The sequence below is a fragment of the Nocardia sp. NPDC052254 genome (assembly GCF_040679495.1).
Classification (GTDB): Bacteria; Actinomycetota; Actinomycetes; order Mycobacteriales; family Mycobacteriaceae; genus Nocardia.
This window is the reverse complement of sequence record NZ_JBFAUW010000014.1, coordinates 76,251-93,323: the sequence shown is the minus strand read 5'-3', so window position 1 is coordinate 93,323 and position 17,073 is coordinate 76,251. Positions and strand designations below refer to the sequence as shown.

16 protein-coding genes and 2 pseudogenes are annotated in these 17,073 nt (G+C 68.0%); 14 read left to right on the top strand and 4 right to left on the bottom strand.

The window, feature by feature from the left end; all coding sequences use genetic code 11:
- The first annotated feature begins 88 nt into the window (after window positions 1–88).
- From AB0L57_RS27475 to AB0L57_RS27430, 10 genes and pseudogenes are all read left to right on the top strand, one after another.
- Window positions 89–1,723: an AMP-binding protein gene (locus AB0L57_RS27475; RefSeq protein WP_364967960.1), complete on the top strand. Its 1,635-nt coding sequence runs from the start codon at window positions 89–91 to the stop codon at window positions 1,721–1,723.
- 3 nt (window positions 1,724–1,726) lie between these two features.
- Window positions 1,727–2,590: an amidohydrolase family protein gene (locus tag AB0L57_RS27470; RefSeq protein WP_364967957.1), complete on the top strand. Its 864-nt coding sequence runs from the start codon at window positions 1,727–1,729 to the stop codon at window positions 2,588–2,590.
- A complete protein-coding gene (locus AB0L57_RS27465) occupies window positions 2,587–3,639 on the top strand; it encodes an acyl-CoA dehydrogenase family protein (RefSeq protein ID WP_364967954.1) in 1,053 nt (350 codons plus the stop codon). Before AB0L57_RS27470 ends, AB0L57_RS27465 begins: the two co-directional genes overlap by 4 nt.
- A gap of 50 nt (window positions 3,640–3,689) precedes the next feature.
- The gene (locus AB0L57_RS27460) at window positions 3,690–4,874 is read left to right on the top strand and encodes an acyl-CoA dehydrogenase family protein (RefSeq protein ID WP_364967952.1); all 1,185 of its coding nucleotides are present in this window, start codon (window positions 3,690–3,692) and stop codon (window positions 4,872–4,874) included.
- A 15-nt stretch (window positions 4,875–4,889) separates the two neighbouring features.
- A pseudogene (locus AB0L57_RS27455) lies at window positions 4,890–5,091 on the top strand (amidohydrolase); the annotation flags it as partial.
- A gap of 121 nt (window positions 5,092–5,212) precedes the next feature.
- Window positions 5,213–6,019, top strand: coding sequence for an enoyl-CoA hydratase (locus tag AB0L57_RS27450; RefSeq protein ID WP_364967949.1), 807 nt, complete (start codon window positions 5,213–5,215; stop codon window positions 6,017–6,019).
- Between the two features lie 53 nt (window positions 6,020–6,072).
- Window positions 6,073–7,719, top strand: coding sequence for an OB-fold domain-containing protein (locus AB0L57_RS27445; protein WP_364968052.1), 1,647 nt, complete (start codon window positions 6,073–6,075; stop codon window positions 7,717–7,719).
- Window positions 7,716–8,243 carry an alpha/beta fold hydrolase gene (locus AB0L57_RS27440; protein WP_364967947.1) on the top strand — a complete coding sequence of 176 codons (528 nt, stop codon included), beginning with the start codon at window positions 7,716–7,718 and terminating at the stop codon, window positions 8,241–8,243. Before AB0L57_RS27445 ends, AB0L57_RS27440 begins: the two co-directional genes overlap by 4 nt.
- 238 nt (window positions 8,244–8,481) lie before the next feature.
- Window positions 8,482–9,495 (top strand): Rieske 2Fe-2S domain-containing protein, encoded by a 1,014-nt coding sequence (locus AB0L57_RS27435; RefSeq protein ID WP_364967944.1) that lies wholly within the window; start codon window positions 8,482–8,484, stop codon window positions 9,493–9,495.
- Window positions 9,492–10,115, top strand: coding sequence for a cysteine hydrolase (locus tag AB0L57_RS27430; protein WP_364967942.1), 624 nt, complete (start codon window positions 9,492–9,494; stop codon window positions 10,113–10,115). Before AB0L57_RS27435 ends, AB0L57_RS27430 begins: the two co-directional genes overlap by 4 nt.
- Before the next feature lie 4 nt (window positions 10,116–10,119).
- On the opposite strand, the gene AB0L57_RS27425 is transcribed toward AB0L57_RS27430, so the two are convergent.
- The 4 genes from AB0L57_RS27425 to AB0L57_RS27410 form a co-directional block, all read right to left on the bottom strand.
- A complete protein-coding gene (locus AB0L57_RS27425) occupies window positions 10,120–10,368 on the bottom strand; it encodes a hypothetical protein (RefSeq protein ID WP_364967939.1) in 249 nt (82 codons plus the stop codon).
- Between the two features lie 79 nt (window positions 10,369–10,447).
- Complete coding sequence (locus AB0L57_RS27420; protein WP_364967936.1) at window positions 10,448–10,750, bottom strand: hypothetical protein; 303 nt, start codon at window positions 10,748–10,750, stop codon at window positions 10,448–10,450.
- 246 nt (window positions 10,751–10,996) lie between these two features.
- Complete coding sequence (locus AB0L57_RS27415) at window positions 10,997–12,295, bottom strand: amidohydrolase family protein (protein ID WP_364967933.1); 1,299 nt, start codon at window positions 12,293–12,295, stop codon at window positions 10,997–10,999.
- Window positions 12,296–12,353: 58 nt separating this feature from the next.
- Window positions 12,354–13,574 (bottom strand): CoA transferase, encoded by a 1,221-nt coding sequence (locus AB0L57_RS27410; RefSeq protein ID WP_364967930.1) that lies wholly within the window; start codon window positions 13,572–13,574, stop codon window positions 12,354–12,356.
- Between the two features lie 90 nt (window positions 13,575–13,664).
- Here AB0L57_RS27410 and AB0L57_RS27405 point away from each other — a divergent pair, with 90 nt between their 5' ends.
- The 4 genes and pseudogenes from AB0L57_RS27405 (at window position 13,665) to AB0L57_RS27390 (ending at window position 17,020) form a co-directional block, all read left to right on the top strand.
- Entirely contained in the window at window positions 13,665–15,206 is a 1,542-nt protein-coding gene (locus AB0L57_RS27405) for an aldehyde dehydrogenase family protein (protein ID WP_364967927.1), read from the top strand.
- Window positions 15,207–15,246: 40 nt separating this feature from the next.
- Window positions 15,247–15,360: pseudogene (locus tag AB0L57_RS27400) on the top strand (SDR family mycofactocin-dependent oxidoreductase); the annotation flags it as partial.
- 104 nt (window positions 15,361–15,464) lie between these two features.
- Window positions 15,465–15,656 (top strand): rubredoxin, encoded by a 192-nt coding sequence (locus AB0L57_RS27395; protein WP_364967924.1) that lies wholly within the window; start codon window positions 15,465–15,467, stop codon window positions 15,654–15,656.
- A 185-nt stretch (window positions 15,657–15,841) separates the two neighbouring features.
- Window positions 15,842–17,020 carry a thiolase family protein gene (locus AB0L57_RS27390; protein ID WP_364967921.1) on the top strand — a complete coding sequence of 393 codons (1,179 nt, stop codon included), beginning with the start codon at window positions 15,842–15,844 and terminating at the stop codon, window positions 17,018–17,020.
- Window positions 17,021–17,073 lie beyond the last annotated feature (53 nt).

Genomic DNA, 17,073 nt, shown 5'->3' with positions numbered 1-17,073 from the left:
GCGAAGGACGCGCAGCGATGTGTGCTCGACCAGCCGCCCGGCCCTGCCGACACGTGGTGGCGGGCGGTCGTGATCTCGGAGGCCTCTGTTGACGGAATGGACCATTCCCGCCGTGTTCGACGCGATCGCGTCCGCGGTGCCCGGCCGCACGATGACCATCTGTGGTGATCACCGCCGCAGTTTCGGGGAGGCGGCGCTACGCACTCGCCGCCTCGCGAACTTCCTGGCGGACAAGGGATTCGGTGAGCACATGCCGCGCGCGCGGTTGCGGCGCTGGGAATGCGGCCAGGACCGCATCGCCCTGCTGATGCACAACGACCAGTATCTCGACGCGATGATCGGCTGCCTCAAAGCGCGGGTGGTGCCGATCAACGTCAATCCGCACTACACCGCGCGCGAGGTTCGTGATCTGCTCGCCTACCTGCGGCCGCGAGGCATCGTCTACCACCGCGGCTTCGGCCCGGTGGTGGCCGAGGCCGCCCCCGACGGAGTGGAACTGCTGATCTCCGTCGAGGACGACAGCGGCGCGACGGAACTCGCCGGCGCGGTCACGATGGAGGACGCCGTCCGCGCGGGCGCCGCCGACCCGGTCATCGAGACGTCACCGGACGATCTTGTGATGCTGTGCACCGGCGGGACCACGGGGCGTCCGAAGGGTGTGCTGTGGCGGCAGGGCGACATGTACGTGTCGTCGATGAACGGCGCCGACCACGAGTCGGCGGACCCGCTGCGCGCGCTGGCGGCGATGACCGGCCACGTCTGGTTCGCGGCCTCGCCGCTGTCGCATGCCGCCGGGATCTGGACGTCGTTCGCCGGACTGCTCGCCGGGCAGACGATCCTGCTCTACGACGACCGCCGCCGGTTCGACGCGCACCTGGCGCTGTCGGTCGCCGAACGCGAACGCGCGGCGCTGATGACGATCGTGGGGGACGCGTATGCCGCGCCGCTGGTGCGGGCGCTGTGCGAACGCACCTACGATCTGTCGGCACTGCTCGCCATCGGCACCGGCGGCGCGGCGACCAATCCGGTCCACAAACACGAACTGCTGGAACGCATTCCGCACGCCTACCTGGTCGAGGGCTACGGCTCCTCGGAAACCGGCGGAATGGGGTTCGGGCGCAGCACCCGGGGGGCCGAGGTGGAGGCGTTCGCGCCGATGCCCGGTGGTACCGCGGTATCGCACGACCGCACCAGATTCCTGCGGCCGGGAGAGTCCGAGATCGGCTGGGCGGCACGCACCGGCCGGGTGCCACTGGGCTATCTGGACGACCGGGATGCCACCGAACGCACCTTTCCCGAGATCGACGGGACGCGAATGGCGATTCCCGGCGATCGCGCGACGCTCGACGCCGACGGGAACCTCCGGCTGCTCGGCCGGGATGCGCTGGTGGTCAACACGGGTGGGGAGAAGGTCTTCGTCGAGGAGGTCGAAGAGGTCCTGCGCGGACTTCCCGGAATCGGCGACGCGCTGGTGGTGGGACGACCGAGTCCGCGCTGGGGTCAGGAAGTGGTCGCACTGGTGTGCGGCGACCCCGCCGGTCGCCCCGGCGACGCCGAGATCCGCGCCGCCTGCCGAACCCGGCTGGCCGGATTCAAGGTGCCGAAGGCGATCGTCGTCGTGCCCGAGATCCGGCGGCTGGGCAACGGCAAACCCGACTACCGATGGGCCGCGGGGCAAGTGGGCGACGCGGCCCCGGACGCCGCGCGAGAAATGGGAGCGTGACAGATGCGCAAGGTGATCGACGGTCTGGTCAATGTGCACTTCGGCGAGCGTGAGCAGCCCGGGTGGATGCACAAGGTCCGCGACGACTATTTCAAAGGGCCGGCCTCGCTCTACACACAGGTCGAACTCGGCGAACTGCTCGAGGAGATGGACGAGCAGGGGGTCGAGCAGGCGGTGCTGATGTATTCGATGGCCAAGCCGTCGACGACCGCGCTGAAGTTCGCCGAGGAACGCCCGGATCGATTCTCGCTGGCGATCAACGGGGTCGATCTACTGCATCCGGTCGCCTCACTGCGCGAGCTCGAATCGATGGTCCGTGATCTGCCGGTGGTGTACACGACGGTGGGCGCGAGCTTCTGGGGCGACGGGCAGTACCCGCCGACCGACGCCGCCTACCATCCGCTGTACTACAAGTGCGCGGAAATGGATCTGCCGCTGTGCATGAACACCGGGCTGCCCGGTCCGCCGATCCCGGGTGAGGTCCAGAATCCGATCTACCTCGACCGGGTCTGCTACCGCTTCCCGGAACTGCGCCTGTGCATGATCCACGGCGCCGATCCGTGGTGGGACACCGCGATCCGGCTGCTCATGAAATACGAGAACCTGCGACTGATGACCTCGGCCTGGTCACCGAAACGGTTGCCGGACAGCCTGATCCATTTCATGCGGACCCGGGGCAAGCAGAAGGTGATGTTCGGCTCGGACTGGCCGGTGCTGCGTATGCGCCGGGTGGTGCCCGAGGCACTCGCCCTGGAACTGCCCGACGACGCACTGGACAACTACCTCTACCGCAACGCACACGAATTCTTCTTCGCCGACCGAACCGCACCGACTCAGAGGCAGCGGAACGAGGAGTCACAGGGATGAACCGCTACGAATTGCGCCGTCAGGATTACAGCCTGTCCGGCGACCAGACCGAACTGCAGGCGGTGTACGCGAAGTTCTTCCGCACCCGATGCCCGCTGGATGTGGTGCGCGCGGCCGAGGCGACCGGATTCGACAAGGATCTGTGGGAACAGTTGTGCGCCACCGGTGCCACCACCATGGCACTGCCCGAAACCGCCGGCGGTGACGGCGCCACCCTCGTCGACCTCGTGCTCGTCGCCGAGGAACTCGGCCGCACCATCGCGCCGGTGCCGTGGATCGATCACGTGGTCGGCAGCAGGTTGCTGGCACGCCTGGACGCGCTGCGGCCCGAGGCCGAACACGCCGCCGCCATCGCCGAGGGCCGCCGGATCGTCGCGCTGGACGCACGGGTGGACGCCACATCCGGGCGGCGGCTCATTCCGGCGGGCGCGGTCGCCGATCACATCCTGGTGCGCGACGGCGGCGATGTCGTCGAGCTGAGCTTCGACGCCCGCCCGGCGAAGGTCGACAACATCGGGCGGCTGCCGATGGCCTGGGTCGATCCCGCCGCCGCCGACCGGCGCACCGTCGTGGGCTCCGGCGCGCGGGCGCTCGCGGCCTACGAGTTCGCCCTCGACGAATGGCGGGCACTCACCGCCGCCGCACTGGTCGGCCTGGTATCGGAAACACTCTCCGTGGCAGTGGAATTCGCCAAGAACCGGTACACCATGGGAGTGCCGATCTCGACACTGCAGGGCATCTCGCATCCGCTGGCCAATATCGAGATCTTCGTCCAGGGCGGGCGCAATCTGGCCCGGCGTGCGGCATGGTTCCTCGACAACGAACCCGAGGCGCAGCGTGGCCTCGCGGCCGCGGCATTCGTCCACGCCTCCGAAGAGGCGGCCAAGGCCGCGACGATGGCCGTGCACATCCAGGGCGGGCTGGGCGTGAGCGCCGAATCGGCGTCCTCGGCGTATCTGCTGCGCGCGCGGGGCTGGCCGCTGGCCGCCGGGGATCCGGGCGCGAGCGCGGTTCGCGCCGCGGAATTGTTCGCGGCGGCGTCGAACTGACGCACGATCCTATCGAATCGGCTGCGGCGCAATAGATTCAGGAGATATCGATGGACTTTTCACTGGTCGAGCTGTCCGCGGAAGACGCGGCATACCGCGATCGCCTGCGGGCATTCCTCGACACCCATGTCACCGACGAGGTGCGCCGCCGCGACCGCGAGACCGGTGACAACTTCGACGAGGGCGTACATCTCGCGATGGGAGCCGACGGCCGGCTGGCCGCGGAACTGGATCCCGGCGCGCTGACCCGGGTGCAGCGCCGGATCTGGGATCTGGAGCGTCGCCGCGTCCACGTCCCGTGGGTCACCTGGGGTACCACCGCCATCGTCACCGAATCGGTGCGCGACTTCGGCTCACCCGAACTGCAGGCCGATGTGCTGCCCCGGGTCGCCACCGGCGAGGTGCGGTTGTGCCTGGGCTACACCGAACCCGACGGTGGATCCGATATCGCGATGTGCAAGACCCGGGCCGTGCGTGACGGTGGCCAGTGGGTGATCAACGGTTCCAAGATGTTCACCACCGGTGCGCACAACTGCCAGTACGTCTTCCTCATCACCAATACCGACCCGGAGGCGCGAAAGCACAAGAGCCTCACCATGTTCCTGGTTCCGCTCGATACCCCGGGCATCGACATCCAGGGCATCCGGACGGTCGACGGTGACCGCACCAACATCGTCTATTACACCGACGTCCGCATCGACGACAAGTACCGGCTGGGCGAGGTGAACAACGGCTGGCAGGTGCTCCTGGCACCGCTGGCCCACGAACACGGCGTGGTCGACGCGGCCGCGGACGGACTCGACGACATCTCGATCATGATCCACCAGGGCACCATGGCCGCCACCGCGATGGACCGGGTGACCAGGCTGGCGGGGCGGCCCGGCCCGGATGGGCGCCGTCCGGTCGACGACGGTGCGGTGGCGTACCGGCTCGGCCGCAGCATCGCCCGGATGGAGGCGGCGCTGGCCACCCCGAACATGTTCGGGCGCGTGGCGCTGGCACAGGCGATCCGGGACGTCGCACCCGATCTGATGGATGTGCTGGGCGCGGCGGCGGCGCTGCCGATCGACGCCGACGGCGCGGCCGACGAGGGCGGTATGGAATACGTCTACCGCTGGGCGCCGCTGCTCGGCATCTACGGCGGCACGCTCGAGGTGTTCCGCAACATGATCGCCCAGCACATCCTCGGCCTGGGCCGGCCCGACTATTCCCCGCCGAAGGCGGCGGCCGGCTGAGAGGAGTGCGCGGCCGTGGCCTCACGTCCCGTCGGTTTCCCGGTGTTCGACGCCGACAATCACATGTACGAAACGCGTGACGCGCTGACCAAGTATCTGCCCGAACACGCGAAGAGCACGATCCGATACGTCGATATCGACGGGGCGGACCAAGATCGTGGTGCGCAATGTGATCAGCGAGTTCATCCCGAATCCCACCTTCTCGGTGGTCGCGAGGCTGAGCCTGCTCGATCATTTCGACGGCATCTCCGAGCCGGACATTCGAAAAAGCATGGGCGGCAACATGTTGCGGCTACTGGGCATCGAATGGGGCATCGAATCACATTGAAAGGCTTCTGATGAGCACCGATCTCGTTCTCCATGACGTGGCCGACGGCATCGCCACGATCTCGCTCAATCGTCCCGACGTGCACAACGCGCAGAACATGGAGCTGCTGGACGAACTCGACGCCGCGTGGACCCGCGCCGCCGACGATCCCGAGGTGCGCGTGATCGTCCTGCGCGCCAACGGCAAACATTTCTCCGCCGGCCACGACATCGACCCCAAGACCTGGGACAACAAGGACAAGTGGCTGGTCTCCGACATCTATGAGGTCGAAGCGCGCCGGTATGTGGGCTATTCGCTGAAATGGCGCAACATTCCCAAGCCGTCGATCGCCGCGGTGCACGGGGTCTGTATCGCCGGTGGGCTGCTGCTGGCCTGGCCGTGTGATCTGATCGTCGCCGCCGACAATGCCCGGTTCTCCGATCCGGTCGTGGCGATGGGTATCGGTGGCGTCGAATACCACGGCCACACCTGGGAACTGGGCGCGCGCCTGGCCAAGGAGATCCTGTTCACCGGCCGTGCGATCCACGCCGACGAAGCGCTCGCCATCCGAATGGTCAACAAGGTCGTCGCCCGCGACGAACTCGATTCCGCCACGAGGGAACTCGCACTCCAGATCGCCGCGAAACACCCGTTCGCCCTGCGCGCCGCCAAACGCGCGGTCAACCAGACCCTCGACATCCAGGGCTTCACCACCGCGGTGCAATCGGTGTTCGACATCCACCAGCTCGGGCACGCCCACGCCATCTCCGAAACCGGCCAGCCCGTCATGATGGCCCTGGACGGAATGAAGGGCGAAGTCTCCCAGCAGAAGCGATGACGGGGCGCGAGGGGCGCGCCGTGAAGCGAGGAGGTCCCGTGTCCGATGCGGTGATGCGCCCGGTGCCGTCGACGACGCCGGAAACCGAGTTCTTCTGGACCTCCGGCGCCGACGGCCGCCTGCGGATACAGCAATGCCTGTCCTGTTCGGCGTTGATCCATCCGCCACAACCGATCTGTCGATACTGCCGGGGCGAGCGGCGGGGGGTGCGGGTGGTGTCGGGGTACGCCACACTCATCGGATTCACCGTCAACCACCGCTTCAGCATGCCCGCGATGCCCGCGCCCTATGTGGTCGCGCAGGTGGCGCTGGAAGAGGATCCGCGCGTCCGGCTCACCACCAACGCGGTCGACTGCGAGCCCGCGGAGCTGGAACTCGGGCAGCGGATGGAAGTGGTCTTCGAACCGGCCGGGCAGGTGTGGCTGCCACTGTTCCGTCCGGCCGCCGACGCGGCGACATCGCCTGCGCCGCTGCCGGTCGACGAGATCGCGCCCGCCGAGATGCGCCGATGGGTCCGGCCGATGGCCACCGACACCAAGTTCGAGGACAAGGTCGCGCTGACCGGCATCGGGATGTCGCGGCTGGGCCGCCGGCTGATGGCCGACCCGCTGTCGCTGACCGTCGAGGCCTGCCGCGCGGCGGTGGCGGATGCCGGTCTGCGGCTGGAGGAGGTCGACGGCCTGTCGACCTATCCGGGATCCGGGGCGCCGGGGCCGTTCTCCGAAGGCGGTGTCACCGCGGTGGAATCGGCGCTCGGGATCCGGCCGACCTGGTACAACGGCGGCGGGGAGACCTTCGGGCCGGGCGGTTCGGTGATCGCCGCGATGCTGGCCGTGGCCGCCGGATTCGCCCGGCACGTGCTGTGTTTCCGCACCGTGTGGGAGTCCACCTACGCGGAACTGGTTCGCGCCGGGCGGATTTCGCCCTCGGGCGCGATCGCCGACAGCTGGCTCGTGCCGTTCGGCGCGATCTCCGCGGCACATCTGCTGGCGCAGACCGCGCAACGGCACTTCCACACCTACGGCACCGATCGCGAGACGCTGGGGTGGATCGCGCTGAACCAGCGCGCCAATGCCGCACTCGATCCGACGGCGATCTATCGCGATCCGCTCACGATGGCGGATTATCTGTCCGCCCGCACGATCACCACGCCGTTCGGCCTCTACGACTGTGATGTGCCGTGTGACGGTTCGGTCGCGGTGATCGTGTCGGCCCGCGCGACGGCGGCGGACCTGGCCCGGCCGCCGGTGCTGGTGGAGGCCGTGGGGACCCAGATCATCGAACGCCTGGAATGGGATCAGAGCACCCTGACCCATGAGCCGCAGGTCCTCGGACAGGCCGCGCACCTGTGGACCCGCACCGACCTGCGGCCCGCCGATGTCGATGTGGCCGAGCTCTATGACGGCTTCACCTTCAACTGCCTGTCCTGGATCGAGGCGCTCGGATTCTGCGGAATCGGTGAGGGCAAGGACTTTCTCGATCAGGGAACCAACATCGCCCGCGACGGCGTGCTGCCGCTGAACACCCATGGGGGACAGCTGTCGCACGGACGCACTCACGGGATGGGGCTGGTGCACGAGGCCGTCACCCAATTGCGCGGCGACGCCGGCGCGCGCCAGATCGACGATGCCCGCGTGGCCGTCGTCACCAGCGGCGGCCTGACGCCCAGCGGTGTCCTGCTCCTGCGAGCCGACCGATGACCGCGGAGATCGTCGCGGCCCGGACCGGCGCCGGCGCGGTCACCCGCTGCGTCCTGGAGGTGGACGGCATACCCATGTCGGCGTTGTGCGCCCGGGTCGCCGATCCCCGTGCGGTCCTGCTGGTTCTGCACGGCGGAGCGACCACGGCCCGGTACTTCGACTGCCCCGGTCATCCCGACCTGTCGCTGATGCGGCCGGCCGCGTCGCTGGGCTGCACGGTGCTCGCGGTCGACCGGCCCGGCTACGGCGCCTCGGCCGGGCACGACGACATCTTCGCCGACCCGGACCGGCGCGTCGAGGCATACCATCGGCTGGCCGACCACGAACGCTTCTGGCGCACCGATCCGCCCGCACTCGCCGAGATCCGGGCCCTGTGCACCGGCGCCCCACGATTCGTCGCGCGCACCCAGGCCGACAGCGGTCACAACCTGAGCGTCGGATTCGCCGCCACGGCCTATCACCTCGGCCTGTTGTCGTTCGTGGCGGAGTGCTTGCGGCGAGCTGAACGGGAAGCGCCACAATGAAATACGTTCTCGGGTACCCGAGCGCCTCCGATGTCCTCCTGCGATCCGAGGTGATCGGCGGTCTCGCGTCGGCGGCCGAGAAGGGCGGATTCGCCGCCGTCGCCCTGAGGCCCGCGCACCCGCGCTGCGAGCCGATGCGGCAAGAAGGCCGCAGCACCTTCTGTGATGTATTACTGTAAGTCTAACAGTATTGATCGGTATCGATCCGAATCGTCCTGGACGGGACTGGAGGTGTGATGTGAAGGTTCCTTTCACCTGGAAGGTGACCGGGTGGTTCATGGTGGGGTGGTCGGCCGAATTTCCGCAGGGCGAGGCCACACCGCTGCGATATTTCGGCGAGGACCTGGTGGCCTACCGCGACGACTTCGGTGAACTGCACATCCTCACCGGCCACTGCCGTCATCTCGGCGCCCATATCGGCCATGGCGGCAAGGTCGTCGGTGATTGCGTCGAATGCCCGTTCCACGGCTGGCGCTGGGGCCCCGACGGCCGCAACAAGAACATCCCCGGTGAGAACCGGGTCAATCGCGGACTGCGGCTACGGGTGTACCCGGTCGCCGAACAGCACGGCTGTGTCTTCATGTGGCACCAGCCCGACGGTGCCGCACCGAACTGGGACATGCCCGATATCTTCGAGCTCTTTCCCGAGGTGGGGACCGCGCCGACCGGTTACTACCGCCCGTATCCGGAGTTCTCCCGCAAAACCGAGCGCGAACCGGTGCATCCACAGGTGGCGCTCGAAAACGGGCCGGACAGCCTGCATTTCGAATATGTGCACGGCGCCACCGTCACCCCGCAGATGCTCGATTGGAACGAGGACGGGCAGACGTGGTCGTTTCTCACCGGCTGGCCGGACGCGCGCAGCGACGATCCGGAGAAGATGGCGTTGCGGATCCACGCGCACATGTTCGGGCTCGGTGGGTCGATCAGCGCCTTCGAGGGGTCGTCGAAGCACCGCCTGATCTTCTGCACCACACCGGTCGACGACGAATCCTCGGACATGTTCTATTCGATCTGGTGGCCCCGCAATCCGGGTGACGAGTCCGAGGTACCGCCGCCGGAGGTGCGCGAACGCGTGGAGAAGCAGTTCCTCGTCACCGTCTGGGAGGACCTGAGCATCTGGCGGTACCAGGAATACGTCGAGCATCCACCGCTGTCGCCCAAGGATGCGAAACCGTATATGTCCCTGCGCAAGTGGGCCACGCAGTTCTACGACGTGCCGCCGCCCGGCCTGGTGGGCGACCACACGTGACCGAGGTCCCGCGCCCGGCGGATCTGCTCGCACCGGCCCACACGGCCGTGGTCGTCCAGGAGTGTCAGGGCGCGGTGGTCGGCCCGGACGCCGGGCTGCCCGCACTCGCGGCCGAAGCCCGGCGGGAGGCGCTGCCGAACATCGGCTCACTGCTGCCCGCCGCCCGCACCGCCGGTGTCCGGGTGGTGCACTGTGTGGTCACCCGGCGCGCGGACGGGCAGGGCGCCAATCACAATGCGAGGCTGTTCGACATCGGACGCCGTGGTGTCACGATCACACCGGGCAGCGCCGGTGCGGCGGTCCTGCCGGAACTGGGGCCCGAGCCGGCGGATCTGGTGCTGACCCGGCAACACGGCCTGGGCCCGATGGGTGGCACCGACCTGGACGCGGTACTGCGCAATCTCGGTGTGACGACGATCGTGGCCGTCGGGGTCTCGCTCAACGTGGCCATTCCGAATCTCGTGATGGACGCGGTCAATTCCGCCTACCGGGTGGTCCTGCCGCGCGATGCGGTGGCCGGGGTGCCACGTGCGTACGCGACCGCGGTCATCGACAACACCCTGTCACTGCTGGCGACCGTCATGACGACCGCCGATGTGATCGCCGCCTGGCAGAAGTAGTCGCCTACTCCTGCCGGGCGGTCCCATCCGGCCACTGGTCGGTGGCTGCGACCACCGCCGGTCCGCGCGGCGAACCGGCGGCCCGGATCAGGGCGGCGAGCTGTTCGATCCGGCCGATGCGCGCGCCGGACGACTCGGCGAGCGGGCGGACGTTCAACGTCGTGACACCGGCCTTCGCACGCTCCATCTCGGCGATCTCGTCCACGACGCCGACGAAGTCGTCGGCGTGGTTGGTCTGGATACCGATCCGCACGACCGCGGACCTCCTACCTGCCCGCGGGCATAGCTGACGGGCCCGACGCGGGCCTCGATCGTGGCTGTGGATTCGGCTGTCAGTCGCTGGACGGCAAGGCCCTGGCCTGCTCGAGCTGTAATGGGATGTCGCCGATGGTGAGTGTGCCCGCCCCGGCGCGGGTCACCAGCAATTCGGCGCCGGATTCGTCGGTGTAGCGCTTGCCGATCGCCGAACCGTCCGCGAAGCGGGGGTCGGGACCGGCGGCGGCAGTGGTGGATTCACCGACCGGGACCATGGGGGCGCCACCGCAGCGCAGATGTGTGAGGTTCTCGCTCGCGCGGATGACGATGATCTGGGTGTCGCAGACCTGGCTCTGCAGACGGGCTCCGGACTTGATCACGATACTTCCTCGATGGTGTCGTCCGATGGGCTGAATTGTTCGACGAGGCTGCGTCGCAGGATTTTCCCCGTGGGTGTGGTGGGCAGCAGGTCGGTGAACTCGACGCGGTCCGGGGTCCGGGACCCGCGCAGTCGTTCGCACCGCACCGGACGCGGTGTCGGTGGTGGTTCACGCCGGGGCGGCCCTCCGTCCGGCTGTGCGTGGGCGCACGGCCGCGCCGCGACAGGTCGTGTCGCGGCGTCCGGATCAACTCGCGGTGTGCGCGGTGGCCGCTTGGATCTGGGACTGGAAGGCCCGCAACTTCTCCTGGGCGGAGGTGGACTTGTGACTGCGGGCCTGGATGCTCACGTCGTGGTCGGCGGCGGCCGCCCGCAGGGCACCCACGGTGGCCCGCTCCCGCGGTACGTGGGCGAAGGGATCGAAGGAGTACCACCGCATGGCATTGAGGTGGGTCATCTTGTCGATCTCGTCGTCGGGCACCTGTTCGGTCCGCAGCACCTCGTAAAGCACCTCGGGGGCGTCGGGCCACATGGAGTCGCTGTGCGGATAGTCCATCTCCCACGAGATGTTGTCGACACCGATCTCGTGGCGCAACCGGACACCGATCGGATCGCTGATGAAGCAGGTCAGGAAATGGTCCCGGAACACCTCCGACGGCAGTTTGCCGCCGAAGTCCTGCAACGTCCAGGCCGAATGCATCTCGAAGGTGCGGTCGACACGTTCGAGGAAGTACGGGATCCATCCGGTGCCGCCCTCGGAGAGCGCGATCTTCAGATCCGGGTAGTCCTTGACCGGCTTGGACCACAGCAGATCCGCGGCGGCCTGCACGATGTTGAGCGGCTGCAGGGTGATCATCACATCCGGTGGCGAATCCACGGCCGGAATCGAGAGCCTGCCCGAGGATCCGATGTGCACACTGAGCACCGTGTCGGTGTCCACCAGAGCCTTCCAGAGCGGATTCCAGTACTCGTCGTGGAAGCTCGGATAGCCCAGGGCCGCAGGGTTTTCCGAGAATGTCAGCGAGTGTACGCCCATGTCGGCCACGCGGCGCACCTCGGCGGCGCACGCCTGCGCGTCCCAGATCACCGGCAACGCCATCGGGATGAACCGGCCCGGGTGGGCGCCGCACCACTCGTCGATGTGCCAGTCGTTGTAGGCGCGGACCAGCGCCAGGGAGAATTCGGGGTCCTCGGTGGCGAACAGGCGCGCCGCGAAGCCGGGGAACGAGGGGAAGTTCATCGACGCGAGAATGCCGCCGGCGTTCATGTCCTTCACGCGCTCGTCGACGTCGTAACAGCCCGGGCGGATCTCGTCGAGTCCTTCCGGTTCGAGGCCGTACTCGTTCTTCGGGCGCCCCGCGACGGCGTTGAGTGCCACATTCGGCACGACGACCTCGCGGAATTTCCACACGTCGGCGCCGTCGTCGGTGTGGATCAGCCGCGGGGCGTCCGCGGCGTATTTCCGCGGGAGATGGTTGGCGAACATGTCCGGCGGTTCGATGATGTGGTCATCGACGCTGATCAGGACCATGTCGTTCTTGTCCACGATCACACTCCTTCGAGTGAGTTACAGTATGGCTTACAATATAGCTGGGAATCCTGGATCAGAGGACCGCACCCGCATCCTTGGCGGCGATGATGTCGTCCCATTGCAGTCCGAGTTCGAGCAGGATCGTCTCGGTGTGCTCCCCGTGCTCGGGGGACCGGGTCGGCGGTGCCGGGGTCTCGTCGAATTGCACCGGGGCGCTGACGGTTCGATAGGTCTTGCCGGCATCGTCGGTGACGCTCATCAGGTAGCCGTTCGCGGTGACCTGCGGATCCTCGAGCACCTCCTGCGGGCTGGCCAGGACCGACCACACGCCGGGCTCGTCGGCGAGAATCTTCTTCCACTGTTCCAGGTCGCGCTCGGCGAAGGTCCTGCGCAGTTCGGCGGTGGCCGCTTCCTGGTTGGCGACCAGGTTGGCCAGCGGGACGAAACGCTCGTCGGTGCCGAGGTCGGGTCGGCCGATGCGCTCACAGAAGCCGCGCCAGTAGCGGTCGGTCTGCAGGAACATCAGCTGGACCCAGCGGCCGTCGCGGGTCCGGTAGCGGTTGACGGCGGGGTTGAGCGCGGTTCCGGCGGGGCCGGCGGGCAGGCGGTCGACGCCGTAGTAGTCGGCGGCCGCCAGATCCGGCGCGATGGCCCACATGCCCTGTGCCAGTAACGAACTGTCGACGAGGGGGGCGTGGCCGGTGCGTTCGCGGTGGAACAGCGCGGCCGCGATACCACCGGCGAGGGTGATCCCGCCCTGGAGATCGCCGAATGCCGGGCCCTGGGTCACCGGATACTCGATATCGGTCGGTGACAACGCGTAGGCGACGCCCGCGCGGGCCATGTAGGCGGAGGCGTCGAATCCGCCGCGATCCTTGTCGGGGCCGCGGCTGCCCTGACCACTGCCCCGGGCGATGATGAGGCCGGGGTTGTATTCGCGCAGCTTGTCGATCGTGAGGCCGGCCCGCTCGAGGGTGCCGGGAAGCCAATTGGTCAGGAAGACATCGGCACTCGCGAGTAGCTTGCCCAGGATCTCGCGGCCGCTCTCGGTCTTGATGTCGATGCCGATACTGCGCTTACCGTGATTGCCCAGTTCCATCATGAAATTGGCGCGCACCGGCGCAGTCGCCGGGTCCAGGCCGCCGACCACCAGGTAGCGGCACGGATCCCCGCCCTTGGTGTCCTCGACCTTGATGACATCCGCGCCCCAGTCCGCCAGCGCGGCGCCGCCGCAGGGGACATACGTCCAGGACGCCAGCTCGACCACCCGGATGCCGTTGAGCAGGCCCGACATGGCTGCTCCCTTCTTCCTTGTCACACAGTGTCTTGAAGTACTATACGGTAAACATTACAGTTACTCCTCCAGGATGGATCAGGAGACGATGTGAGCGAGACCGTCGGGGAGATACCGGCCACCAGCGTGGAATCGGGGCGCCGCGCGGGTGAGCGAGCCGAATTCCGCATGCTCGTCGACGGCGCCTTGTCGCCCGCCGCCGACGGAGCGGCATTCGACAACGTCAGCCCGGCCACCGGCGCGCTGCTCGGAACCACCGCGGCCGCGGGCGTCGAGGACATGGCGCGCGCCATCGCCGCGGCACGCCGCGCGTTCGACGAGACGACCTGGTCGACCGATGGGCCGTTGCGGCGGCGGTGCCTGGAACAATTGCAGCGCGGACTCGAAGCCGAAAGGCAGGAGTTCGCCACCGAACTCGTCGCCGAGGTCGGCTGCCCGGCGATGACGCTGAGCACCGCTCAGCTGGACTGGCCGCTGGCCGAATCGCTGCGGTATCCGGCCGGTCTGATCGACGAGTTCGCCTGGGAGCGAACGCTGCACGGCGGTGGTCTGTTCGGCGAGCGCAACGTGCGCACGGTGGTGCAGGAGCCGGTCGGTGTGGTCGCGGCCATCTGCCCGTCGAACTTTCCGGTCGAGGTCATCCTCAACAAACTCGGGCCCGCCCTGGCGGCCGGTGACACCGTGATACTCAAGCCGGATCCGAACACCCCGTGGAATGCCACCCGGATCGGGCGGATCATCGCCGAGAAGACCGATATCCCACCGGGTGTGGTCAACGTCGTTCCCACACCGGCCAACGACGTGGCCGCCGTCCTGGCGACCGATCCGCGGGTCGACATGATCTCCTTCACCGGTTCGACGGCGGTCGGGCGCACCCTGATGCGGCTGGGCGCGGACACGATGAAGCGCACATTTCTCGAACTGGGCGGCAAGTCGGCGCTGATCGTCCTCGACGACGCCGATCCGGCGGCTGCCCTGCGCGGTGCGGTCGGCGCTTGTGTGCACGCCGGGCAGGCCTGTGCGGCGACGACCCGGATGCTGGTGCACCGCAGCGTATTCGACGAGATGGTGACCGCGGTCGCGGCCGCGTTCGACGCGGTGCCGGTCGGCGATCCCGCCCGGCCCGACACGGTCGTCGGGCCGGTGATCAGTGCGGCCCAACGCGATCGAGTCCTCGACGCGTGCACGCGAGCCGTCACCGACGGCGCCCGGCTGATCACCGGTGGCGGTGGCGTGGACGCGTTGCCGCCGGAGTTGGCCCGCGGCCACTTCGTGCGGCCCACGGTGTTCGCCTGCGACGATCCGGCCCTGCCGATCGCCCAGGAGGAGATCTTCGGGCCGGTGCTGGTCATGATCCCGTTCGCCGACGACGAGGACGCGATACGCATCGCGAACAACAGCGTCTACGGACTGGCGGGTGCGGTGTTGTCGGGCTCGGCCGAGCGGGGGATGGCCGTCGCCCGGCGGATCCGCACCGGAGCGATCGGGGTCAACGGGGGCATGTTCTACGGCGCCGACGCCCCGTTCGGCGGTTACAAGAACAGCGGGGTGGGGCGCCAGTGCGGGCTCGAGGGCTTCCAGCAGTACCTGGAGACGAAAACCATCGGGTACCGGATACCGCGGCAGCGCTGAGCGGCCGACGCAGACACGACAACACGAAAGGTCCTCACGCATGGGAAAATTGAGTGGCAAGGTGGCCGTGGTCCCGGGCGCCGCGCGCGGGCAGGGGCGATCCCACGCGGTGAGCCCGGCCGCCGAGGGCGCTTCGATCATCGCCTTGGACATACATCACCGGAAGCCAGATCCGTGTGGACGCGGGCGGCTACGTGAAGGCCGTGCCGTGGGGCAGCTGAGCACCGGCGTGACAGCGCGACATCCGCGAGGGGCCCGATGAACGAGACGACGACGAAGTACCAGCTGTTCCGTTGTGTCATCTGCGGATTCGAGTACGACGAGGAGCTCGGCCGGCCCGACGACGGTATCGCGCCCGGCACCCGCTGGGACGACATTGCCGAGGATTGGACCTGCCCGGACTGCGGCGCCGAGAAGTCCGATTTCGAGATGGTGGAGGTCCCGCGGTGACGGTGGCGCCCGACGGTCGGATCCCGATCATCGGGACGGGTGCCGCGGCGGCCGTGGCCGAGTGGACCAGGCGTCCTGGACCACCCCGCCTATAAGATATACAGTAAACAATACTGTATGGCGTAGACAACCGCAGCCGCCTTGCCTTCCGGCAAGGTGGCCCGAAACCTCAGAGGTTGATAGATATGGCCGAAGCCGTCATTGTCAGCGCGGCCCGCACCGCGATCGGACGCTCCTTCAAAGGGGCCCTGGCCAATGTTGCCTCGGAGACGCTCGCGACCACCATCGTGCCGGAAGCGGTGCGCCGTGCCGGTATCGATCCGGCGATCGTCGACGATGTGATCCTGGCCGAATTGAATTACGGCGGTGGTGATCTCGCCCGGCACGCCGCGGTCGCCAGTGGCATGACCACTGTTCCCGGGCAGGCCGTGAACCGGCACTGCACGGGAAGCCTCACCGCCATCGCCAATGGCGCCGCGCACATCGTCGCCGGCATGGAACGGGTCATCGTGGCCGGGGGAGTGCAGTCGCTGTCCACCGCGCCGCTGATGAAATGGCGCGTTCCGGACGCCGCCGAGATGCGGTTCGTCGAACCGTGGATGCCGCCCTCGCATCCGGAGACGCCCGACGCGCCCACGCTGGACATGGCGGTCACCGTCGGGTGGAACACGGCGAAGAAGGCGGGTATCAGCCGTGCGGAGATGGACGCCTGGGCTTTGCGGTCGCATCAGCGCGCGGTCGCGGCCATCGATGCCGGCAAGTTCGTCGACGAGATCGTGCCGTTGAAGGTGCAGCAACACGATGGATCGGTCCTCGATTTCGCGGTCGACGAATTCCCGCGCCGGGACACCACCCTGGAGCGGCTGGCATCGCTGCCGGTGTTGCATCCCGAAATCGAGGGCTTCTCGATCACCGCGGGCAACAGCAGCGGCATCAACGACGCCGCGGCCGCGGTCGCGCTGGTCGGTGACGACTTCGCGGCGGCCGAGGGGCTCGAGGTCATGGGCAAGGTCCGGGCCTGGGCCAATGCCGCGATGACCCCGGCCGACACCGGCCTCGCGGCGGTGAAGGTCATCGGCAAGGTACTCGACCGCGCCGGCCTGAAAGCCTCCGATGTCGCGCTCTGGGAGATCAACGAGGCCTTCGCCTCGGTGCCGATCGCTGCCTGCCGCGAGCACGGATTGGACGAGGAGCTGGTCAACTTCTCCGGCAGCGGATGCAGTCTCGGACATCCGATCTCGGCGTCCGGAGCCCGGATGGTCACCACTTTGCTGTACGAACTGCGGCGCCGGGGCGGCGGTATCGGTGTCGCGGCGATGTGCGCCGGCGGCGGTCAGGGTGGCGCGCTCGTCGTCGAGGTCTGAGCGACTGCTGCCGAAGTTTCTTGTCGTCAACATCACCGTCTGGTGAACGGAAA

Bases quoted from the DNA above. Each gene is read 5' to 3' on its own strand.
- AB0L57_RS27470 (WP_364967957.1), top strand. From the start codon at position 1,727: ATGCGCAAGGTGATCGACGGTCTGGTCAATGTGCACTTCGGCGAGCGT.
- AB0L57_RS27465 (WP_364967954.1), top strand. From the start codon at position 2,587: ATGAACCGCTACGAATTGCGCCGTCAGGATTACAGCCTGTCCGGCGAC.
- AB0L57_RS27460 (WP_364967952.1), top strand. From the start codon at position 3,690: ATGGACTTTTCACTGGTCGAGCTGTCCGCGGAAGACGCGGCATACCGC.
- AB0L57_RS27450 (WP_364967949.1), top strand. From the start codon at position 5,213: ATGAGCACCGATCTCGTTCTCCATGACGTGGCCGACGGCATCGCCACG.
- AB0L57_RS27445 (WP_364968052.1), top strand. From the start codon at position 6,073: ATGCGCCCGGTGCCGTCGACGACGCCGGAAACCGAGTTCTTCTGGACC.
- AB0L57_RS27440 (WP_364967947.1), top strand. From the start codon at position 7,716: ATGACCGCGGAGATCGTCGCGGCCCGGACCGGCGCCGGCGCGGTCACC.
- AB0L57_RS27410 (WP_364967930.1), bottom strand. From the start codon at position 13,574: ATGTCGGGCCTGCTCAACGGCATCCGGGTGGTCGAGCTGGCGTCCTGG.
- AB0L57_RS27395 (WP_364967924.1), top strand. From the start codon at position 15,465: ATGAACGAGACGACGACGAAGTACCAGCTGTTCCGTTGTGTCATCTGC.
- AB0L57_RS27390 (WP_364967921.1), top strand. From the start codon at position 15,842: ATGGCCGAAGCCGTCATTGTCAGCGCGGCCCGCACCGCGATCGGACGC.